We start from the raw sequence: 22,454 nt of genomic DNA, 5'->3' as shown, positions 1-22,454 counted from the left end.
ACTCATCCTCTCTTTTTCACCATTGCACCCGGACGAATCACTTGGTTGTAGTATAACTTAATTTGGAAAGAGAATACAAGACCAAGAGACCTTCTCTGGTTTGTTCACCCTCTCCTTTCTGCTGGCAGGAAAAAGAAAACCCGGCTGTTATGCCGGGAGAAATATATCTCGAACCCAATTCATTTCCGGATCAGTTAACGGTAGAATGGGGGATCTTGTTGTTCTCGAAAGGATCCCTTTTTGCTCCAAAACCCCTTTGATAGGCGCAGGGTTTGGAGTAATGAAACATGCTTTCATTTTGGCTAGCAGGCCCCTGTGAATAACAGCAGCTTTTGTAACATCCCCTGTCAAATAACATCCGATCATCTCACTCATTTCCCTGCCAATCAAATGGGCGGCAACAGACACCACCCCATGACCTCCTATTGATAAAACAGGGAGCGTCAAAGAATCATCTCCACTATAAAGCTTAAAGTCTTTCGGGGCATTTTCAATCACATATGCCATTTGCTCTAAGTTTCCATTGGCTTCTTTGACGGAAGTGATATTAGGAATGTGAGCCAGCTTTAATAGAGTCGTACTGTGCAGGTCAACGATACATCGACCAGGGATATTATAAATCATAACCGGTAATGAGGTGGAATCTGCTATTGCTTTAAAATGATGATACATCCCTTCTTGTTGGTTTATTATAGTAAGGAGTCACAGCCATAATACCATCTACACCCAGCGAAGAGGCTTTTTGGGTCAGCTCCGCTGAATAAGCTGTATCATTGGTTCCGGTCCCTGCGATGACTGGAACCCGCCCTCCGGCTGCTTCCTTAACTCGTTTAAAAAGAGCAAGCTTCTCTTCAGTGGAAAGCGTGGGAGACTCTCCGGTCGTTCCCGCTACAACTAAGCCTTCCGTATTGTGGGCAATTAAATATTCAACTAGATCATCAACCGCAGCCCATTCAATTGCACCATCCGAATTGAAGGGAGTCACCATTGCTGTGAGTAAGCGCCCGTGGTCCACTTCTTTCATCTCCTTTTCACCTATGAAAGGGTTGTCACAAGTTGACATTATAGGTCAGGCGGGGATTTCTCCCCGCCTGATTTCTCTTACGTTACCTATTAATTTTCAAGTTCAAACATATGATGAAGGGCATTCACTGCTTTTTTCGTATCTTCCCCATGCACTAATACCCAGATTGTAGTGTGGGAATCAGCAGATTGAAGGATTTGGATGTTTTGTTCGGTTAACGCAGCCACGATTTTGAACGCTACACCAGGAACACCAGTCATCCCAGCTCCTACTGCAGAAACCTTGGAACAGTTTCTCACAACCTGTGATTCATACCCTTTATCGAGAAGCAGCTGCTCTGCTTTGGCTGCGAGATGATCGGGAACCGTATACACTACTCCTGTGGGGTGAATATTAATAAAATCGACACTAATATTAGCCTGAGCCATCGTTTTAAAAACATCCGCCTGCAAGTTATACTGGCCTTCCTTTTCTTTCACAGTAATCTGGGAAATTTCAGATAAATGAGCAATCCCTGTCACCGGGCGTTCTTCCAGATCACTGCCGGCGCTGCCCCCATGAGTTGTCGTAATTAAAGTTCCCGCTCCGTCAGATTGTGTAGAGCGGATGCGAATCGGTATCTTAGCCTGCATGGCAATTTCGACCGCACGAGGGTGAATTACCTTGGCACCCTGGTATGCCATATTGCAAATTTCATTGTATGTTACTGCCTTTAAAGGTCGAGCTGTATCCACCATTCTTGGATCAGCAGTCATCACCCCTTCTACATCGGTAAATATATCGACGTATTCAGCTTGCAAGGCAGCGCCTAAGGCAGTGGCTGACGTATCACTCCCACCCCGGCCCAGGGTAGTAATTTCCCCAGTAGCCGAGCTGCCTTGAAAGCCTGCTACTACTACAACATCAAAGTGGTGCAGACGCTCTTTTAAGCCATCGCATTGCATATCAATAATTTTTGCATTTGAGAACTCTTCATTTGTGCGAAAACCAGCCTGAGCTCCCGTCACAGCAGAAGCTTTTACATTCAAAGATTGAAGCAAGTCAGTAAAAACAACAGAGGAGATAACTTCTCCGCATGATACAAGTAAGTCCTTCTCCCGCACATCGGCAAAGGAATCATTGCCATTCACAAGACTAAGAAGTGTATCTGTTGCGTAGGGATCACCTTTTCGACCCATAGCTGACACAACCACTATCACTTTATAGCCATTTTCAACGGCTTCCTTGACATGATGTGCTGCCTGCCTTCTTACTTCTTCATTCCTAACCGAGGTTCCCCCAAACTTTTGAACAACAACCTTCATAAGCCACCCTCTTCTTTACTTCAAGAGTCCTAATTTATCAAGACTTTCAGCAATTTGAACGGAATTGTATGCTGCACCCTTTACTAGATTATCAGAAACAACCCACATATGATAACCATTGTCACGATCAAGGTCTCTGCGGATTCGTCCGACAAATACATCAGGAAGACCTACACAGTCAATGGCAAGGGGATACTCCTGCTGGGAGGGGTCATCTTTTAAAGTGATTCCTTCTCCTTCAGCAATGGTGTTTTTAAACTCTTCTGCTGATGCTCCGCCGTTTTCCACTTCTACATAAACTGATTCAGAATGTCCTGTTTCCACAGGCAGACGGACGCATGTAGCAGCTACCTCCAGAGAGTTCATATGCATAATTTTTTTCGTTTCATTAATCATCTTCATTTCTTCAAAGGTGTACCCATTTTCTTGAAAAAGGTCAATTTGAGGAACCGCATTATAGGCAATTTGATAATGCTTTTTGTCTCCGCCTACAGGTAAAATTTCTGGTGTTACTTCTTTTCCATCTAAAATATCTCTTGATTGCTCTTTCATTTCTGTGATGGCTTCAAGTCCCGCTCCTGATACCGCCTGGTACGTGGAGACAATGACTTTTTTAAGGCCATACTTTTGACGTACTGGTTCTAAGGCTACAACCATCTGAATAGTAGAACAGTTAGGGTTTGCAATAATGCCCTTATGATTTTTTACATCTTCTTCATTTACTTCCGGCACGACTAGAGGAACATCCTCATCCATGCGGTAAGCACTTGTATTATCTACTACTACTGCTCCACGCTTCACAGCTTCAGGAGCAAGCTTTTTGGAAACTGATCCTCCTGCAGAAAACAGGGCGAGCTGAATTCCCTCAAATGCTTCTGGAGTTGCCTCTTCTACAGTAACTTCTTCCCCTTTAAAGGAAAGCTTCTTTCCTGCTGAACGTTTGGATGATAACAATTTTATAGACTTAATAGGAAAATCTTTATCCTCTAACGTTTTTAACATTTGTTCACCAACTGCACCAGTTGCTCCTACAACTGCTACGTTATAACCTGCTTCATTTGCCATTATGTGTGATTCTCCCTTCTTTATGTCACCGTTTTTGCATAATTACCTTTATTCCCGTTTTGAAAATAAATCAATCGAAAAAAAAGGCTCTTTAACTAACATAAAAGATGGGAGAAAAATTATCAACTATAGTTACGGCTCAATCTCTGAACTTTTCAATTATTACTGGCTGATATTGGCGACCATGTATAGCTGCTTCAATTGTAGCCGGGATTGCTTCCATTCTGGCAACTAGTGAGTTTGGTTTCTGTTCAGGAGCGTCCTGGCCGAAAGGAACAAAATAAATATTTTTTGTTGCCATCAGCTTCATAACATTTACTCCATTAAGTCCTAAAGCATCATTTGTTGAAATGGCAAGGACGACAGGCTTTGAATTCCTTAACGTTGCTTTTGCTCCCATCAATACCGGAGAATCAGTCATAGCGTTAGCAAACTTGCTGATAGAAGTCCCGGTAAGGGGAGCGATCAGCATAGCATCCAAAGGGGTTTTAGGACCAAAGGGTTCTGCCTTTACAATTGAATCAATGATATCATCCTGCCCGCTGGCTTTTAGAATTTCTTTTTTCCAGTGGTCTGAAGAACCAAATTTTGTATCTGTTGATAAAACGGTGTGACTGACAAAAGGGATAACCTCTGCCCCCATTTCGCGCAGTCTTTTCATTTCCGGCATGATTTCTTCCAACGTACAATGAGAGCCGGTTACCCCAAATCCTATACGCTTACCTTTAAGCGTCATCAGTGGGCCTCCTTTCACATTCACTGCTCTTCTAACAATCTGACAGCTACATCAGCCAAAATCCTCCCGGCTGTTTTTGGAGCGACTAAACCTGGAAGACCCGGTGCAAGCTTGGCGCGGATCCCTCTTTTCTTTGCATAGGTAAAGTCCGTACCTCCGGGTTTGGAGGCCAAGTCTACAATAATACAGCGGGGAGCCATATGAGCCAGCACATGGCCTGTTAAAACTGGAGCTGGGATTGTGTTTATACAAATATCTGCGCTTTGGACTTTTTCAGGTAATTCTTTTAGTGGGAAAGCTTTCATTTTCATTTCCTCTGCCCGAGCTCTTTCGGCAGAATTATCGGTCCCTACTTTTACATATGCTCCTAAGGCAGAAAAGGTTCTGGCTACGGTCATTCCAACCCGGCCTAACCCTAAAATTATTGTTTCAGACCCGTGTACCGTAATATCTGTATCCTGAATGACAAGAAGCAGCGTACCTTCTGCAGTCGGGATCGCATTATAGATCGCGACGTCATCCCGCTCTAATAATTTAATTAAGGAGCATTCCGCTTTCTTTGCCATCTCGTCAAGTGTTTTATTTGAAATTCCCGTATAAATCGAGCAATCTTTTGGGGTACGATTTAACCATTCCTGCGTAACGACAGCCGGTTTGCTTGAGAACGTCGTTTCTACCTCACCATTTTCCTGCATCCCGCTAACCGGGAGTAATACAGCGTGCAGATCTTCTCCTAAAATTTCTTCCATCGTTACATGCTTGGCACCAATGAACTGCCTTTGTAACTTTTCAAATCCTACTAGAAACAAGGTGGCATCACGTTGAATTAAACGATCTATCACCTCAATTTGTCTTGCATCTCCACCTATAACAGCTATTTTCTTTCCTGTCAGCATGGGGCTTCCTCTCCCTCTCCTTCAACCTTCCATGCAAATATCTTGGTTTTTCCTTTTCTCTCTACTACGGTATGAGTATTGAGAACTTTCGTGAGACGGACAAACACCTATTATTTTATGTAAAGAATGCATGGACTGTTTGCCTCACTCCCATCTCTTCCCCGACTCTCAGGTTATGCAGGCTGCCTGATGAGCGTGCAGAAGAAATATGTACAGTTTAACTTGATGGGGATAATCTTTGTATGCAAAAAGAGCCATATCATGGCTCTTTACATATCAATGATTAAAAAGTCATCGCCTATCGTTTTAATGTGGTGCCAATAAACAGTCATTTCGTTTTTGTTTTTTTCTAAAAGGCATCCAGCTTTGTGTCGGTAACAGAAAGGCTTCTACTTTTCCGGTTGCTTCATCCACTAACACGTCAGCAGCACCCAGGACTCCAAGCCTTTCTCCTTTTTATAATCAATCACTTCTTTACCATGGAGCTCACTAAGGCGCATGTATGCCCCCTCCTTTTCTTTTTATGTGTATGTGTACAAGACAAAAAAATTAACCAGTTCTAGCGAACTGGTTAAAAAAGTACTTTATTTAGATAAAGATGAAGGAAACCTGCCTGTAGGACTGATTAGAGACAAGGAAAAGTCATCAGTAAACACCTCGGAGGCCACCTTTAGCACATCTTCTTCAGTAACCTTGTTTATCTGCTGGATCACCTCATCAAGGCTGCGGTGATATCCGAGCAGAAGCTCATTTTTCCCATTTCTGCTCATCCGGCTGTTTGAACTTTCCAGGCTTAGCATTAAGTTTCCTTTTAACTGCTCTTTTCCATTTGTTAATTCTTTCTTTGTTAATCCTTTTTTTCTTAAATCCTTAATACAATTCACTGTCGCGTCAAACAACTCATCTAAATGGTCAGGCGCTGTCCCTCCATAAATTGTGAGCATTCCGTTATCCTGAAAAGAAGAGTGGTAGGAAAAGACAGAATAAGCCAATCCTCTTTTTTCTCTGATCTCTTGAAACAAGCGGCTGCTCATGCTTCCTCCCAGCACATTGTTAAGCAGTGCCAATGCATAAATGCTTTCATCCCCTGCTGGTACTCCCGGGTAACCTAAACAGAGGTGAGCCTGCTCAGTCTCCTTTTCTCTTGCCATCTTATTTGTTAAAAATGCAGGCTTTTCTATATTTTTATCTGCACCTTTGGGCTTCAATTCAGAAAAAATAGTGGAAATCTGGTCAATCATGTCTTCTTTAATGTTCCCGGCTATGGAAATAACAACATTTTCTCCTGTGTAATAACGCTCCAGGTAGCCTTGCAGAGTTTCACGGCTGAATGCATTCAACGTATCCGCCGTACCCAAAATAGGAAGACCAAGGGGGTGGTTCCCGTAGCTTGCCTCTCCCAAAATGTCATGGACAATATCATCTGGTGTATCATCAACCATTTTAATTTCCTCAAGGACCACATTTTTTTCTTTCACCAATTCCTCTGTATCAAAGGTAGAATGAAAGAACATATCCGACAGGACATCAAGGGCCTTTGGGGCATGCTCATCAAGTACTTTTGCGTAAAAGCAAGTATATTCCTTTGAGGTAAATGCGTTAACTTGTCCCCCGATTTGATCAAAGCTTTCTGCAATTTCCTGAGGGTTCCGCTTTTCCGTCCCTTTAAAAAACATGTGCTCAAGAAAATGGGAAATACCATTCTCTTCTTTTTCTTCATTTCTTGAACCTGTTCCTACCCATATACCGATAGAAACTGAGCGCAGCGACTCTATTTGCTCTGAGACGATACGCACACCATTATCTAACGTTATTTTATTTACCAACGTAATGCCTCCTTGAAATCTACTGCCTTACTACTGCCTATTGGACTCTTCCCTCATCTACTAAACGGGAAACGGTGCCAATTTTAAGTCCTTTTTCTTTCATTCCTGTAATCATGCTCTCTAAGCCGTCTCTTGAGGCCCCTGTCGGGTGCATCAATATCATTGCTCCAGGGTGGCTGTCTTTTACGATTCTTGCTGCCATAGATGAAGGTTCAGGGCTTTTCCAATCAATGGTGTCCAGTGTCCACATGATGGTCCCCATTCCATGTTCATGGGCGATATCAACCACATCCTGGCGGTAGCTTCCTGATGGAGGAGCAAACCAGCGCGGTTTCACATCGAGAGCAGCTTGTATGGTTTCATTGGTCTTTAAAATTTCTTCATGAATTCTTTCGTTTGACATTTGCTTTAAATCAGGATGTGAATAAGCATGGTTGCCAATTTCATGCCCTTCTTCGAGAATCATCTTAGCTAACTTAGGGTTATTTTTCACCCATGAGCCATCGAGAAAAAACGTGGCTTTCACATTATGTTTTTGAAAAGTTTTCAACATGTCAGGCAGGTATTCATTTCCCCATGCTACATTGACGAGAAAGGCTACCATAGGCTTTTGGGAATTCCCTTTATATATTGGGGTTGGGGGAAGGTCGGATAAATGAACCTTCGGGCTCTCTTCTTTAAAGACAAGCAGATCCTTATCAAATTGCCCCTTTTGGTTCATTTTCTTGTAGGAAGCATCAATATCAACAACTCTCCCATTATATCCTGGTACCGCTTTCCACACCTTATCCACTACCGCATCAACAGCCGGTTCATTGTACTGTTCAGCAGCTTCTTGAATTTGTTCATATAACGACTGCTGCATGGTAGTTGAAGCCATTCTAGCTTCCTGCTTTACTTCCTGTATGTACTCAGTGCTAAAGGGGTTGTAAACTGCACTGTAGCTAATCACTCCAATTATTGCAAAAACGAATAGTTGTATAAGAATAAATCGTTTTCTCATCATGATTCCCTCCTCGTCCCATTATTATGTGATACATGAAAATAATAGAACGAAGCAGAAGGGGGATCTTTTTGTCTTTACAAAATTGAAAAACAAACCATATTCTCACAGTACAAAAAGAACTTGGCTTTCGCCAAGCCAAGCATCTTTACTGTATCAGACAAGGGTCCTGATCGCCCCTAGTTTTGATTTTGCTCCTGGTTTTGTTCCTGAGATTCTTCTTGTTTCTTCTTCTCTTTCAAAAGGACTTTTCTGGAAAGATTGACACGGCCTTGATTGTCAATTTCTGTGACTTTTACTTCAATTTCATCACCGATTTTAACAATGTCCTCGACTTTGTTCACCCGCTCTTCTGCCAGCTGGGAAATGTGAACAAGACCATCCTTGCCTTTAAAAAGTTCCACAAAGGCTCCAAATTTTTCAATCCGTTTCACTTTTCCTTTATAGACTTCACCAACCTCAACTTCACGGACAATATCTTCAATGGTTTCTTTTGCTTTTAAGTTTGCTTCCTGGTCCGTAGAAGAAATATAAATGGTGCCGTCTTGTTCAATGTCGATTTTTACGCCTGTATCTTCAATGATTTGGTTAATAGTCTTTCCGCTTGGACCAATTACATCACGAATCTTTTCTGCCTTAATGTTCATTGTAAGAATTTTTGGAGCGTACTCTGAAAGCTCTGTACGATATTCTCCAATAGCCGCAAGCATGTTTTCTAAAATACGAAGACGGGCCTTTCTTGCCTGCTCTAATGCATATTCCAGGATGTCACGGTCAATTCCGGAAATTTTAATGTCCATTTGCAGGGCTGTTACGCCTTTTTCCGTGCCTGCCACTTTAAAGTCCATGTCCCCTAAAGCGTCTTCCATTCCCTGAATATCGGTTAAAATGGAAACATCCTCATCTTCTTTGACAAGACCCATCGCAATCCCGGCAACCGGAGCTTTAATAGGTACACCTGCATCCATCATGCGAGGGTGCTGGCGCAAATACTCGCCTGAGAAGTAGAACCGTTGGATTCAAGCACTTCTGAAACTAAACGAATCGTATAAGGGAACGCTTTTTCATCTGGGATAATTGGCTCAAGTGCACGTTCTCCCAATGCCCCGTGCCCGATTTCTCTTCTTCCAGGTGCACGGATCGGCCCTGTTTCTCCTACACTGAAAGAAGGAAAATTATAATGATGCATAAATCGCTTGGATTCTTCCATACCTAACCCATCAAGAATTTGAACATCTCCTAATGCCCCTAGAGTACAAACACTTAACGCCTGGGTTTGTCCTCTTGTAAACAGGCCGGAACCATGGGTTCTAGGCAAAAGCTTAACAATCGAAGAAAGGTCACGAATTTCACTGGATGAACGACCATCCGGACGGAGGTCCTCTTTTGTGATCAGACGCCTAAATTCTTCTTTAACAAGTTTTTGAAGAATTTCTTTCACTTCTTCTCGCTCTTCTTCTTCAAATTGTTCCTTAATTTCTTCTGTAACTTGATCAATAGCATCCTGACGGGCATGCTTTTCTTTCACTGTCACTGCACTCTTTAAGGTAGCTTCAGCATGGTCCCGCACTCTCGTTTCCAGGTCAGGATCAAGTTGTTTTAAAACAACGTCCATTTTTTCAGGTGCAAGCTTCTCAGCAATTTCTTCCTGAAAAGCCACAAGTCTTTTAATTTCTTCATGGCCAAACATTATGGCTTCGAGCATCGTTTCTTCAGAAACCTGCTCCGCTCCGGCTTCCACCATATTAATTGCTTCTTTTGTTCCTGCAACCGTTAGTTCAATATCACTTTGTTCCAATTGCTCTGTTGTCGGGTTAATGATAAACTCTCCATCCACACGTCCCACAACCACTCCAGCAATCGGACCTGAAAAAGGAATATCAGACAAAGACAGAGCCAGCGATGAACCAAGCATAGCTGCCATTTCTGTAGGCGAGTTTTGGTCCACACTCATTACAATGCTGATCACTTGTACTTCGTTACGGAAGCCATCAGGAAATAAAGGACGGATCGGCCGGTCAATCAGGCGGCTTGCCAGGACAGCCTTTTCACTTGGACGGCCTTCCCTTTTAATAAATCCTCCAGGGATTTTCCCGGCAGCATACAACCGCTCCTCATAATTGACGGTCAATGGAAAAAAAGGAAGGTCTTTTGGTTCTTTGGAAGCTGTTGCAGTAGAAAGAACCACAGTGTCCCCATAGCGGATAAGCACGGAACCGTTTGCCTGCTTCGCAAGCTGCCCTGTTTCCACTGTGAGCTTCCGTCCTGCCCAATCTAACGTAAAGGTCTGTTTTTCATGTTCCATTACCAATGAGTATTCCTCCTGTGTTTAAATTCATTTTTATTTTATATACTTATCTTTGCCAACTGCTTCAATACTTAAGCAAATACAGTTTATTTCATAGGAGAAGAGCACTTGAGGATTTGTAAATCCTACACTGGTTTGAAAAAATATCCAGTTGCTGAACCTAACAAAAAGCGGGAACATATCCCGCTTTTGTTATTGCTTATCGACGAAGACCGAGCTTTTGAATTAATTCACGGTAACGAGTAATGTCTTTGTTTCTCAAGTAAGTAAGCAGGTTACGTCGCTTACCAACCATCTTCAAAAGGCCGCGGCGTGAATGATGATCTTTCTTATGAGTACGTAAGTGCTCATTAAGGGTGTTAATCTGCTCTGTTAAGATCGCCACTTGTACTTCAGGGGATCCTGTATCGTTTTCGTGAGTTTTAAACTCTTCAACTAGTTCTTGCTTACGTTCTTGTGTCAATGCCATGAAAGGCACCTCCTTGAATTTTTTTCAACCAGTTCCTAGCAGTTCGTCGGAGAAGCGATACAGCCAAGAAGTGGTCACTTTTAATACATTGATTAGAATACCTTTTTTTCGTGCAAATTGCAAGAGATCACCGTTATTTTCCTTCACTATAACCTATTTTGAAGGAGCCCGGCTTTTCTCTTCTTTGAAAAACTGTTCTGCTTCCTGTTTATCTTTTTCAATTTGTTTTACAAGGTCGTCCACGGAAGAAAACTTTTTTTCCTGACGAATTCTTTTGTGCCAGATGACCTCTACATCTTCATCATAAATATCTTTTTCAAAGGAAAAAAGGTGGACTTCTATATTGGGTTCTCCTTTTCTTTCTTTATGAAAGGTAGGCTTATAGCCAACATTGCAGACCCCGTCATACACTTTTTGGCCAACCTTTAGCGACACAGCGTAAACTCCCAGCGCTGGATATACATAAGGAAAGGAAAAGGATACATTAGCTGTAGGAAAACCGATTGTCCGTCCTCTTTTTTCCCCATGCACGACTTTTCCTGTTACCTTATACCTGCGGCCAAGAAGGGTATTTGCTTCCTCAATCTCACCATCACTTAGTTTAGTGCGGATCAACGTGGAACTGATTTTCTCATCCTTTTCTTCAAGCTTTCCTACAGTCGATTGACCGAATTGACCTCTTGAATGAAAAGGAAGGGTTTCCATCGTTCCTTTTCCCATTCTTCCATAAGAATAATCAAAGCCCGCCACGACATGTACTGCATGGAGGCCGATTAAGTACTGATCCACAAACTCTTGAGGGGTCAAGGCTGCAAACGTAAGATCAAAGTTAACAATATAAAGGCGATCTACTCCCAAGCGCTTCATTTCACTTTCTTTATCTGGCATCGGGGTAATATATTTCATGTCTTCTTCATTAACCTTGGAAGATAAGACAGATTTAGGATGAGGGTGAAAAGTCATCACCGCACAATCAGCTCTCCTCTTTTCAGCCTCCGCCTTTGCAGCTTTGATCACTTTTTGATGCCCCCGATGAACGCCGTCAAAATAACCTAAGGCTATAACGGTTTCTGGAAGGTCGTTTTTTGTATATGAGTGAGGATGGTAAAGATATATGGTTTCCACAGCTATCACCTGCCAAACTAATTCCCTTATTTTCTTTCCGTTTTTTAGTTGAGGCCGCCCTCTTTTAACAAAGCGGGTCTCCGTGCCTCACTGCCTTTCTTGCAACTCTACTTTATATTCTTTCATACAGCCAAAAGAGAAGCAACTAAACTTCTATTATCCTCGCTTCCCCAGCATGGTTTCAGGCTTAACCATGCCTCGCTTTTTCGGATGATCTGTATAAATGGCAAGAATTTCTCCTTGATACGAGATTAAGAATGAAGAAGAAGAGACGGTTGAAAACCTTTCAAATACCCCGCCATTTAACACTTTCTCTGCGATTTCCCGATCAACTTCCACTTTTTCATAATCTTTCAGTCCTGTGGAAATGGGAAGAAGGTGTACCTCCTGAGAACCATCTTTTTTTGCCTGTTCAAGCTCTTCAAAGGTTACGCACTCTTCTATCGTAAAATTACCTGAAGCAGTACGGGTAAGCGCGGACATATGGGCAGGGTAACCAAGAGCACGCCCCATATCCACAGCCAATGTGCGTACGTAGGTTCCTTTGCTGCATGTCACCGTAAAATCAAAGCTTACTGTTTTTTCTTCGGAACGGACCGACTGATGATGAAAAGACAAATCATAGATGGTTACTTCCCTTTTGGGCCGTTCAATTTCTACCCCTTCTCTTGCATACTCGTAAAGCTTTTTCCCCTTTACTTTAACGGCTGAGTACATTGGGGGGACCTGTGTGATCGTCCCGGTAAACTGCTTTATAACGGTCTCAATATCAGCTATCGCCGGGGCTTTTGAGACGCTTATCTGTTCAATGATGCTCCCAGTTGCATCTTCTGTGTCGGTTGCCGCGCCAAGGGTTACGGTTCCCTTGTATGTTTTTGGCTTTGCTGTTAAGTACTCAGATATTTTCGTGGCTCTTCCAATACAAATAGGAAGCACCCCATCGACTTCCGGGTCGAGGGTACCTGTATGTCCAACTTTTTTCGTTTGAAATATTTTTCTGATCTTCATCACACAATCATGCGAGGTCAAGCCTTTTGGTTTATATAAAGGCAAAATACCATCCATATTATAAACTCCCTGCTGCATAATTTATTTCATTTTTCGAGATACTCTTTAAATTTTTAAAGGGAAGAAAAGGATAGACAATAAATTTGCCTATCCTTTCTCCTTTACTGTTCTCGATTGTCTGTTTTCACTTCTTTTAACAGCTGTTCAATCCGATTCCCATATTCAATGGACTCATCAATCTCAAAAGAAATATCCGGAGTCTTGCGAAGCTGTATCCGCTGCCCCACTTCACTGCGGATAAACCCTTTCGCATCTTGGAGAGCTTTGACTGTTTTGGCTTTTTCTTCTTCATCACCAAGAACTGTGATAAAGACCTTTGCCTGCTGCAGATCGCCTGTAACGTCTACACCTGTCACAGTCACAAACTGAACCCGGGGATCTTTAATTTCTCTGGTGAAAATATCTGCCAGTTCTTTTTTCATTTGCTCTCCTACACGGTGAGCTCTTACATTGCCCATGATCTAGGTCCTCCTTTTTACAGCCACTCATACGTTGTGACTGTTCGTTCTAAATCATAAACTCCGTCAATCAAGGAAAGAGCCCGCTGCAGTTCTCTTTCCACGGGCTCTTTTTCAGAGCCTACGCAAACGATTGAAAGAGCTGTACGCTGCCAGACATTTTGATGGTCCACTTCAGCTACTGAAACGTTAAGCCTTTGCCTTAAACGTGTGACCAGGCTTTGTAAAACAGACCGCTTTTCTTTTAAGCTGCCCGCTTCATAGATGAAGCATTCGCAATGAACTACACCAATCATGCCTGTTTAATTTCTTCCATTACGTAGGCTTCAATGATGTCCCCTTCTTTAATGTCGTTGAAATTATTAAGGGTTACACCACACTCATACCCGTTTTGCACTTCTTTAACATCATCTTTAAAGCGTTTCAGAGCATTCAACCCACCTTCATAGATGACAACCCCGTCTCTAATCAGACGGACATCAGAATCACGGGTGATTTTCCCTTCAAGGACATAGCTTCCGGCAATAGTGCCGATTTTGGAAACATTGAACGTCTGACGCACTTCAACCTGTCCAATGACCTTTTCACGGTATTCAGGATCAAGCATCCCTTTTAGTGCTGCTTCAATTTCTTCAATGGCATCATAAATAACACGATGCAGGCGGACATCAACGTTTTCAACTTCCGCTGTACGCTTAGCATTTACATCAGGGCGGACATTAAACCCTATGACAATGGCATTTGATGCAGCTGCTAAAATAATATCTGATTCTGCAATCGCCCCGACGCAGTATGAATGATGTTGATCTTAGCGCCTTCTACCTCAATTTTCTCAAGGGATCCTCGTAATGCTTCAGCAGAGCCTTGAACGTCTGCCTTGACGATAATATTGATCTCTTTCATTTCACCTTGCTGAATTTGATCGAATAAATCATCAAGACTGACTTTGTTCGTTTGTGAACGTTCTTCGTCTCTCGCCCGTACGCCTCTAGCTTCCCCTATTTGTCTTGCTTTTTTCTCATCTTCAAAAATCACAAATTGATCTCCAGCTTGTGGAACATCATTTAATCCTGTAATCTCAACGGGAGTAGAAGGTCCTGCTGTTTTTACACGACGGCCTACATCATTAACCATGGCCCGAATCCGGCCAAATGTGTTACCCACTACAATAGGGTCTCCCACTTTCATCGTTCCTGATTGTACGAGAAGCGTGGCAACCGGTCCTCTTCCTTTATCAAGTTCAGCTTCAACGACCGTACCCCGTCCGCGTTTATCAGGGTTCGCTTTTAACTCTTCCACTTCAGCTACAAGAAGAATCATTTCCAGGAGTTCATCAATACCTTCATTCTTAACAGCTGAAACATTTACAAAAATCGTATCTCCGCCCCATGCTTCAGGGAGAAGGTTATGTTCAGAAAGCTCCTGCATAACGCGATCAGGATTTGCATTTTCTTTATCCATTTTGTTAACTGCCACAATAATTGGAACTTCAGCTGCTTTCGCATGGTTGATTGCTTCAACCGTTTGTGGCATAACTCCATCATCTGCCGCTACGACAAGAATCGTGATATCGGTAACTTGAGCACCGCGTGCACGCATGGTTGTAAAAGCCGCGTGGCCTGGCGTATCAAGAAACGTAATTTTCTTGCCGTTTTCCTCAACCTGATAGGCACCAATATGCTGGGTGATACCTCCTGCTTCCCCTTCCGTTACCTTTGTATGGCGGATAGAGTCAAGCAGCGTCGTTTTCCCGTGGTCAACGTGCCCCATGATTGTCACGACAGGTGGCCGCTCTTGTAGATGTTCTTCTTTATCATCATCTTCTTCCACGTAATGTTCAATATCCAGCTCATCTACATAGACTTCTTCTTCTACTTCCACACCGAATTCTTCCCCAAGGAGTTCGATTGTTTCTTTGCTGAGCTGTTCATTTTTGGTTGCCATTACACCATGGAACATTAACTTTTTAATAATTTCAGAAGAATCTTTATGAAGCTTTGCAGCTAATTCTCCTACTGTAAGAGTGCCTGGATAAGTGATTTTTTCCGGGGTAGGTACTGTTTGACGTGGCTGCTGTGGTCTTTTCCTTGCTCCTCCGCCCCGTCTTTGCTGCTTTCCTTTTCTTGCGTTAGGATTTCTGTTTCCTTGTCCTTGTCTATTCTGGGTTTTCTTATCATTATTACTCATGCTATTACCACGGCCTTCCTATTGGGATCTGATGTCCCTTTTCTTTCAAGTGATCCTTTTATAATCAAAAGGTGAATGCTTCTTTTCTTTGCCTCTTTGCAAACAAGAAAGCTTATCCTGCCCTTTTGTCTTCAAGGTCAATGATTCAGAATCTTTACAGGTGTAGAAAACACCTGCACCTCTAAAAAACTCTTAATCATATAAAGCATAACTCTTTTTATTATCAATCATCAAGAAGTGAAATCATTTTTTCTGCAAAGCCCTTATCAGCAATGCCTGCGATTACTCGCTGTTCCTTCCCCATAGCCTGCCCAAGCTGATCCCGGCTCCCGGCAGTACGCCACGGGATTTGATAAAACGTGCATTTATCCTGAACTTTCTTTCTTGTGTTAGGGGAAGCATCATCTGAGACAAGAACAAGATAAACGGTCTTTTTCCTCAATTCCTTAAGGACAATTTCTTCTCCGGAGAGTACCTTTCCTGCTCTGACCGCAAGACCAAGAAATGAATAAAAAGAATTGTTCATTTCCTGCCCGCCTTTTGTCTTTCCTGTTCAAGCCTGTCATATTCTTCTGCAGACAGCTTGACTTTTAAATGCCTGGACAGCAAATCCTTTTGCTTGGCCTGCAAAAAAGATTCTTCGCTGTTAGTAAGATAAGCGCCTCTTCCGTTCATTTTCCCGCCTGGGTCAACGGAAACTTCCCCTTCTGGAGAGCGCACCACTCGGATAAGTTCTTTCTTTGCCTTCATCTCACCCGTTGCTATGCATTTTCGCAGCGGCACTTTTCTTTTTTTCACTGTCCTCTCCCCTTTTAGTCTTTTTCACTTTCGTCCCAGTCCATCTCCGGGTCATCAGGATTACCTGCTCAAGCCAGTCTTCTTCACCTTCAACGTGGCTTTCCTCATCTGGCTCTTCCTTCGGTTCCGCACCAGGAACATTTGCTGTTTCAGGATCATAGAGCCCAAGTTCTTTCGCTTCTGTTTCATTTTTGATGTCAATTTTCCAGCCTGTTAATTTTGCTGCCAGACGTGCATTTTGTCCTCTTTTCCCGATAGCAAGTGAAAGCTGGTAATCAGGTACCACGACAAGCGTACTTTTTTCTTCTTCGTTCACCTGTACATCTAGGACTTTTGAAGGACTGAGTGCATTAGCAACGTAGTCTACCGGGTTCTCAGACCAGCGGACAATATCAATTTTTTCGCCTTTCAGTTCATCCACGATGGTCTGAACCCGCTGTCCTCTTGGGCCTACACACGAGCCTACAGGATCGACATCTTTGTCTTCAGCATACACAGAAATCTTGGAGCGGTCACCAGCTTCACGAGCGACCGAGACAATTTCTACAGTGCCATCATAGATCTCCGGAACTTCAAGCTCAAAAAGACGCTTCAACAGACCCGGGTGAGTACGAGAAATCATGATTTGCGGCCCTTTTGTCGTCTTTTCAACTTTCGTAATATAAGCCTTAATTCTGTCGTTATGTTTATAATGTTCGTTGCTCATCTGCTCACTTTGAGGAAGCAGGGCCTCTACCTTTCCTAGATCAACATAAATAAACCGGTGATCCTGGCGCTGTACTATCCCGGTCATTATGTCTTCTTCACGGTCTATAAAATCAGAATAAATAATGCTTCTCTCAGCTTCACGTACACGCTGGGTCACCACTTGTTTAGCGGTCTGAGCTGCAATGCGCCCGAAGTTTTTCGGCGTAACTTCTATTTCCACGACATCATCAAGCTCATAGGCCGGGTTGATTTCCTTAGCTGCTTCAATGGAAATTTCCAGGCGCGGATCAAACACCTCTTCCACAACTTCTTTGCGTGCAAATACTCTGATGGTTCCTGTATCCCGGTTCACGTCAACCCGCACGTTTTGAGCCTGATTGAAATTCCTTTTGTATGCCGAGATCAGAGCCGCTTCAATGGCTTCCACAATGACCTCTTTTTCAATTCCTTTATCTGTTTCCAGCGTTGACAACGCATCCATAAAGTCACTATTCATGGATGTTATATCCCCCTTTCAAAGACCGTCTCTCGGCCATTCCTAGTCCCATAAGCTTTAAATAAGAACAGCCAGGCGGGCCTTTGCTACTTTATCATATGGTACCTCATACGTTTTTTTCTTTTTGCTTTACTTTCACTTCGATTTGCAACAAAGAACCGTCAAAGTCAATCAATGCTCCCTCAAATGCTTTTTCACCTTCCACCGGCTCATAAGTTGTCACATAAACGTTCTTTCCAATCGCTTTGTACATATCCTTTTCTGTTTTCAATGGACGTTCTGCACCGGGAGAAGAAACCTCAAGATAGTACGCCTGCTTAATGGGATCTTCCTGATCAAGCTTTTCACTTAATTGTTCACTGACCTTTCCGCATTCTTCAATATCAACGCCATTTTCACCATCAATGAACACACGTAAAAACCAGTTTTCCCCTTCCTTCTTGAACTCCACATCGACAAGCTCAAGGTTCATTTCCTCCACAATAGGGTCAACCAAGCGAGAAGTAATTTCAGTCACTCGATCGCTCATGCCAAACCTCCTTTTATACAGTTCTTTTCATTTGTTAATATGATAAATTAGTCCTTAATGCAAACGAAAGAGTGGGTTTCCCCACTCTTTCCCCATTCGTTATCCAAAGTATCACCATAGAAAAGGTACCATATTCTGCTTAATATTGCAAGACAGGCCACCCTCTTCCCGTTTTTCTTAAAAGAGGGAAAGCTGGTTTGAGTCTGGGAGGCCTTCTAAGCAGCCATGAGCATCTAAATGCTCGATTACAGTCTTTGTTGCTCTGCTTCGCTGCTGCAAGTCCTCCTTTGAAAGGAACTCTCCATCTTCTCTGGCTCTTTCAATGCTAAGGGCAGCATTTGTTCCTACACCGTCTAACGAATTAAAAGGAGGAATTAACGTTTCCCCGTCCACGACAAACTCAGTAGCTTTTGAACGGTAAAGATCTACTTTCTGGAAAGAGAATCCCCGTTCACACATTTCCAGGGCAAGCTCCAGCACAGTCACCAGGTTCTTTTCTTTAGGTGAAGCATCAAAGCCTTTCGCTTGGATTTCCTGGATCCTTGCTTTAATCGGGCCTCCTCCCTTCACCATCGTATCAATGTCAAAATCCCCGGCTCTTACAGTAAAGTAAGAAGCATAAAAAAGGATCGGGTAATGAACTTTAAAATAGGCAATCCGTACAGCCATTAATACATAAGCCGCGGCGTGAGCTTTCGGGAACATATATTTAATCTTGAGGCAAGACTCAATGTACCAGTCAGGTACATCGTTTTTCTTCATCTCTTCGACCCAGTCATCTTGCAGGCCTTTCCCTTTCCGAACAAATTCCATGATCTTAAAAGCCAGGGAATGCTCGACTCCTTTGTAGATTAAATAAACCATAATATCATCCCGGCAGCCAATCACGTCCTTCAGCTCGCACGTTCCACTTTGAATCAGCTCCTGAGCGTTACCAAGCCACACATCTGCTCCGTGTGAAAGCCCAGAAATCTGCACCAGTTCAGAAAATGTGCTTGGGCTTGTTTCTTCAAGCATCTGACGGACAAAACGGGTTCCAAATTCGGGAATACCGTACGTACCTGTTTTGCAAAGGATCTGCTCTTCGGTCACTCCCAGGACATCAGGCCCGCTGAAAATTTTCATTACCTCAGGATCATCCACAGGAATCGTTTTAGGGTCGATTCCGCTTAAATCCTGAAGCATTCTGATAACAGTGGGGTCATCGTGGCCAAGAATATCAAGCTTTAAAAGATTGTCATGAATGGAATGGAAATCAAAATGTGTCGTCCGCCATTCCGAGGTCTTATCATCTGCCGGAAACTGAACCGGACAGAAGTCATGAATATCGTACTCTTCAGGCACAACGATGATGCCGCCTGGGTGCTGGCCTGTTGTTCGTTTAACACCTGTACATCCCGACACGAGACGGTCTATTTCTGCTCCCCTGTAATGGAGATCATGATCCCCTGATAACCTTTTACAAAACCGTAGCTGTCTTATCGGCAACCGTGCCGATTGTTCCTGCCCGATACACATTCTTCTCTCCAAACAGTTCTTTTGTGTAGTTATGGGCTCTCGGCTGATAAGCTCCCGAGAAGTTCAAATCAATATCAGGAACCTTATCCCCTTTAAAGCCAAGGAAAGTTTCAAAGGGAATGTCATGGCCATCTTTTACATACGGTGTTCCGCATTTTTCACAGTCTTTTTCAGGAAGGTCAAAGCCTGAACCGACAGAACCGTCATTAAAGAAATATGAATGCTGGCAGGATGGACATACATAATGAGGCGGAAGCGGGTTAACCTCTGTGATTTCAGTCATGGTCGCTACAAAGGAGGAACCGACAGAACCACGTGAACCAACAAGATACCCGTCATCCAAGGATTTTTTTACAAGTTTTTGAGAAATTAAATAAATAACGGCAAAGCCATGACCGATAATACTCTTTAACTCTTTCTCCAGGCGGGCTTCTACAATCTCGGGAAGAGGATCACCATATATACTTTTGGCTCTGTTGTAACTCATTTCCCGCATTTCCTCATCAGCGCCTTCAATGTTTGGCGTGTAAAGATCATCGGGAATAGGATGTATCTCCTCGATAGAATCAGCGATAGCCTGAGTGTTTTCTATAACAATCTCTTTCGCCTTTTCATCACCTAGAAACGAAAAGCATTCAAGCATTTCCTGGGTGGTTCGAAAATGCACCTGAGGCTGGGTCTGTTTGTTTAAAGGATTTGCCCCGCCCTGGGAAGCGATAAGAATCTTTCGATAGATATGCTCCTGGGGGTCAAGGTAATGGGCATTTCCTGCGGCCACTACTTTTTTGTTGAGCTTTTTCCCTAAGTCTATAATTTTGTTAATGATTTCATAAATCGCTTCTTCATTTCTTACAAGCTCTTTTTCCACTAAGTGGTGATAATTGGCAGGCGGCTGAACCTCTAAATAATCATAAAATTTAGCAGCTTCCTCTGCTTCCTCCGGAGATTTCTGCATCATTGTTTCAAAAACCTCTCCTTTATCACATCCAGAGCCGACGAGAAGGCCCTCTCGATGCTGTTGGAGCTGAGAACGAGGAATGCGAGGAGTTCTAAAAAAGTAATTTAAATGAGACATGGAAACCAGCTTATAAAGATTTTTCAAGCCTTCCTGGTTTTGCGCGAGCAAAATACAGTGTGACGGACGAAGACGGTGGAAATCCCCTTGGCCCATGTTGTTATTTAACTGATCGTGATATTCAATATGGTTCTCCACAGCATCTTTCACCATTTTCCACAGCAGATAACCTGTTGCTTCCGCATCGTAAATTGCTCTGTGATGACTGACCAGCTCAATATCGAACTTTTTACATAATGTATTTAATCGGTGATTTTTCAGCTGCGGGTAGAGAAACCTCCCGAGCTCTAACGTATCTACTACAGGATTTGGAGCAGCGCCTAATCCAATTTTTTTAAAGCCTGCATTCAGAAAGCCCATATCAAAGCTTGCATTATGGGCAACTAAGATATCATCACCGATAAAGTCATGAAAATCCTTTAACACATCGCCGACTTCCGGCGCATCTGCAACCATATCATCTGTGATCCCCGTCAAATCAATGATCGTATTTGACAATTTTTCGTGAGGGTTTGCAAACGATTCAAACCGGTCAATAATTTCCCCATCTTTAATTTTGACCGCTGCCAACTCTATGATTGTGTCATATACAACAGACAGCCCTGTCGTTTCCACGTCAAAAACGACGTATGTCTCATCCATTAGAAGTCGGCGGGCTTCATTGTATGCAATAGGGACCCCGTCATCTACTAAATTGGCCTCAAGGCCGTAGAGCACCTTAATTCCATGCTTCTGTGCTGCTCCATAGGCTTCGGGAAAAGCCTGGACAACTCCATGATCTGTTATCGCTACTGCTTTGTGTCCCCACTTTGCTGCCTGAGTCACGTAGCTGCCCGCTGTATGGATTCCGTCCATTTGGCTCATCGCCGTGTGCAGATGCAGCTCTACTCTCTTCTCATCTTCCGGGGCCTCATCCATTCTCTCATGAGGATCTATCTGGATCACATCATTTGCAATCATAACCAGATCCCTCACGAAGGTGTCGTTTTGAATGCCTCCTCTTACCTTAAGCCACATGCCTTTTTTGACTGCCTGCAGGTTTGGGACATCTTCTTTATCACGAGAAAACATCTTTACGAGAATAGAATCTGTATAATCCGTAATCTTAAAGGTTAGTAATGTTCGGCCACTTCGCAGTTCCCTGGTTTCCGATTCAAATACATAGCCTTGTACCGTAATACGACGCTCTTCATCTTCAATGGTTTCAAGGGCCACCGGATCATCCTTTATGGGATAGCCGATTTGCAGGCGTTCTTGTTTCCGTCCTTCCGCAGCCTGCTGCTCCTGCTTTTTCTTTTCCATCAAAGCTTCGATCACTTTCGTCTGGTCTTCCTGCTTTTTCTTTTCTTCGAACTGCTCTTGCTCTTCTTTGGATGAATGCACTTGAGACTGAAGCTGATATTTGTTAAACCCTAAAGAAAGCAAGGCATCATGTAAAGGGTCTTGAACCCTTCTTTCAATCATTGTTCCTTCTGCTTCATTTTTACATGTAACAACAAGGTGATTTCCCTTCACTTCTGGCGGACTGTTTTGAAGCCTTTGACGGAGGTGAGGAGCAACTCCTTCCATCTTATCTACGATTGCCGGCCAAAATTCTTGCAGTTTTTCAGACGGCAAAGCTCCTTCTTCATATCGTATAGAAAACTGCACGGAAGCAATATGCTGAAATGCTTGCTGAATTCTCTCATGCAGCAGGAGAAAAACTGTATGGGTTAGAGGTTTATCCAATAGAAAATAGAAATGCCACCGCTTTTCATCTTTAAAAATTGACAGCTTTTCAATTTTCCCCTCTTGAAAATATTCCTTAACAACGTCCTGAGGCATCATGATCTGTTCAAGGAGCAACTGAAAGCGTTCCTTG

At 43.1% G+C, this 22,454-nt stretch carries 15 protein-coding genes and 4 pseudogenes; all 19 read right to left on the bottom strand.

The genetic code is table 11. The features are described 5' to 3' along the window. Positions 1 to 147: 147 nt before the first annotated feature. Positions 148 to 1,024: pseudogene (gene dapA / locus JCM19033_RS04010) on the bottom strand (4-hydroxy-tetrahydrodipicolinate synthase). Between the two features lie 89 nt (positions 1,025 to 1,113). After that, a complete protein-coding gene (dapG, locus tag JCM19033_RS04005) occupies positions 1,114 to 2,328 on the bottom strand; it encodes an aspartate kinase (RefSeq protein WP_054635341.1) in 1,215 nt (404 codons plus the stop codon). A gap of 15 nt (positions 2,329 to 2,343) precedes the next feature. Further along, positions 2,344 to 3,393: an aspartate-semialdehyde dehydrogenase gene (gene asd, locus JCM19033_RS04000; protein ID WP_054635340.1), complete on the bottom strand. Its 1,050-nt coding sequence runs from the start codon at positions 3,391 to 3,393 to the stop codon at positions 2,344 to 2,346. Between the two features lie 139 nt (positions 3,394 to 3,532). Beyond that, entirely contained in the window at positions 3,533 to 4,129 is a 597-nt protein-coding gene (locus JCM19033_RS03995; RefSeq protein WP_054635339.1) for a dipicolinate synthase subunit B, read from the bottom strand. Between the two features lie 20 nt (positions 4,130 to 4,149). Continuing rightward, the gene (dpaA, locus tag JCM19033_RS03990; protein WP_054635338.1) at positions 4,150 to 5,025 is read right to left on the bottom strand and encodes a dipicolinic acid synthetase subunit A; all 876 of its coding nucleotides are present in this window, start codon (positions 5,023 to 5,025) and stop codon (positions 4,150 to 4,152) included. A 584-nt stretch (positions 5,026 to 5,609) separates the two neighbouring features. Continuing rightward, positions 5,610 to 6,851, bottom strand: coding sequence for a pitrilysin family protein (locus JCM19033_RS03985; protein WP_054635337.1), 1,242 nt, complete (start codon positions 6,849 to 6,851; stop codon positions 5,610 to 5,612). 37 nt (positions 6,852 to 6,888) lie between these two features. Then, on the bottom strand, positions 6,889 to 7,857 hold the full coding sequence (locus JCM19033_RS03980; protein WP_306301215.1) for a polysaccharide deacetylase family protein: 969 nt from the start codon (positions 7,855 to 7,857) through the stop codon (positions 6,889 to 6,891). Positions 7,858 to 8,033: 176 nt separating this feature from the next. Beyond that, positions 8,034 to 10,159: pseudogene (locus JCM19033_RS03975) on the bottom strand (polyribonucleotide nucleotidyltransferase). 202 nt (positions 10,160 to 10,361) lie between these two features. Next, the gene (gene rpsO / locus JCM19033_RS03970) at positions 10,362 to 10,631 is read right to left on the bottom strand and encodes a 30S ribosomal protein S15 (protein ID WP_054635335.1); all 270 of its coding nucleotides are present in this window, start codon (positions 10,629 to 10,631) and stop codon (positions 10,362 to 10,364) included. Positions 10,632 to 10,784: 153 nt separating this feature from the next. Beyond that, positions 10,785 to 11,756, bottom strand: coding sequence for a bifunctional riboflavin kinase/FAD synthetase (gene ribF, locus JCM19033_RS03965; RefSeq protein WP_054635334.1), 972 nt, complete (start codon positions 11,754 to 11,756; stop codon positions 10,785 to 10,787). Between the two features lie 156 nt (positions 11,757 to 11,912). Further along, entirely contained in the window at positions 11,913 to 12,821 is a 909-nt protein-coding gene (gene truB / locus JCM19033_RS03960) for a tRNA pseudouridine(55) synthase TruB (RefSeq protein ID WP_054635333.1), read from the bottom strand. 104 nt (positions 12,822 to 12,925) lie between these two features. Then, the gene (gene rbfA, locus JCM19033_RS03955; protein ID WP_054635332.1) at positions 12,926 to 13,282 is read right to left on the bottom strand and encodes a 30S ribosome-binding factor RbfA; all 357 of its coding nucleotides are present in this window, start codon (positions 13,280 to 13,282) and stop codon (positions 12,926 to 12,928) included. Positions 13,283 to 13,299: 17 nt separating this feature from the next. After that, the gene (locus JCM19033_RS03950; RefSeq protein WP_054635331.1) at positions 13,300 to 13,578 is read right to left on the bottom strand and encodes a DUF503 domain-containing protein; all 279 of its coding nucleotides are present in this window, start codon (positions 13,576 to 13,578) and stop codon (positions 13,300 to 13,302) included. Continuing rightward, positions 13,575 to 15,337: pseudogene (infB, locus tag JCM19033_RS03945) on the bottom strand (translation initiation factor IF-2); the annotation flags it as partial. The pseudogene infB and the gene JCM19033_RS03950, both read right to left, overlap by 4 nt. Before the next feature lie 355 nt (positions 15,338 to 15,692). Beyond that, positions 15,693 to 15,995, bottom strand: a complete 303-nt coding sequence (locus JCM19033_RS03940) for a YlxQ family RNA-binding protein (RefSeq protein ID WP_054635330.1) — start codon at positions 15,993 to 15,995, stop codon at positions 15,693 to 15,695. Beyond that, positions 15,992 to 16,267: an RNase P modulator RnpM gene (rnpM, locus tag JCM19033_RS03935; RefSeq protein ID WP_083465255.1), complete on the bottom strand. Its 276-nt coding sequence runs from the start codon at positions 16,265 to 16,267 to the stop codon at positions 15,992 to 15,994. The genes JCM19033_RS03940 and rnpM overlap by 4 nt, the downstream gene beginning before the upstream one ends. Then, positions 16,221 to 17,471 (bottom strand): transcription termination factor NusA, encoded by a 1,251-nt coding sequence (gene nusA / locus JCM19033_RS03930; protein ID WP_083465254.1) that lies wholly within the window; start codon positions 17,469 to 17,471, stop codon positions 16,221 to 16,223. Before nusA ends, rnpM begins: the two co-directional genes overlap by 47 nt. A 106-nt stretch (positions 17,472 to 17,577) precedes the next feature. Continuing rightward, positions 17,578 to 18,000 carry a ribosome maturation factor RimP gene (gene rimP / locus JCM19033_RS03925; RefSeq protein WP_306301214.1) on the bottom strand — a complete coding sequence of 141 codons (423 nt, stop codon included), beginning with the start codon at positions 17,998 to 18,000 and terminating at the stop codon, positions 17,578 to 17,580. A 177-nt stretch (positions 18,001 to 18,177) separates the two neighbouring features. Beyond that, positions 18,178 to 22,420, bottom strand: a pseudogene (locus JCM19033_RS03920) (PolC-type DNA polymerase III). Between the last annotated feature and the right edge of the window lie 34 nt (positions 22,421 to 22,454).

This window comes from Thalassobacillus sp. C254, from assembly GCF_001310615.1.
This window is presented reverse-complemented; position numbering and strand designations above follow the sequence as displayed.

Coding starts and splice junctions, on each gene's coding strand:
- dapG (WP_054635341.1), bottom strand. CDS start 2,328: ATGAAGGTTGTTGTTCAAAAGTTTGGGGGAACCTCGGTTAGGAATGAA.
- asd (WP_054635340.1), bottom strand. CDS start 3,393: ATGGCAAATGAAGCAGGTTATAACGTAGCAGTTGTAGGAGCAACTGGT.
- JCM19033_RS03995 (WP_054635339.1), bottom strand. CDS start 4,129: ATGACGCTTAAAGGTAAGCGTATAGGATTTGGGGTAACCGGCTCTCAT.
- dpaA (WP_054635338.1), bottom strand. CDS start 5,025: ATGCTGACAGGAAAGAAAATAGCTGTTATAGGTGGAGATGCAAGACAA.
- JCM19033_RS03980 (WP_306301215.1), bottom strand. CDS start 7,857: ATGATGAGAAAACGATTTATTCTTATACAACTATTCGTTTTTGCAATA.
- rpsO (WP_054635335.1), bottom strand. CDS start 10,631: ATGGCATTGACACAAGAACGTAAGCAAGAACTAGTTGAAGAGTTTAAA.
- truB (WP_054635333.1), bottom strand. CDS start 12,821: ATGGATGGTATTTTGCCTTTATATAAACCAAAAGGCTTGACCTCGCAT.
- rbfA (WP_054635332.1), bottom strand. CDS start 13,282: ATGGGCAATGTAAGAGCTCACCGTGTAGGAGAGCAAATGAAAAAAGAA.
- JCM19033_RS03950 (WP_054635331.1), bottom strand. CDS start 13,578: ATGATTGGTGTAGTTCATTGCGAATGCTTCATCTATGAAGCGGGCAGC.
- JCM19033_RS03940 (WP_054635330.1), bottom strand. CDS start 15,995: ATGAACAATTCTTTTTATTCATTTCTTGGTCTTGCGGTCAGAGCAGGA.
- nusA (WP_083465254.1), bottom strand. CDS start 17,471: ATGAATAGTGACTTTATGGATGCGTTGTCAACGCTGGAAACAGATAAA.
- rimP (WP_306301214.1), bottom strand. CDS start 18,000: ATGAGCGATCGAGTGACTGAAATTACTTCTCGCTTGGTTGACCCTATT.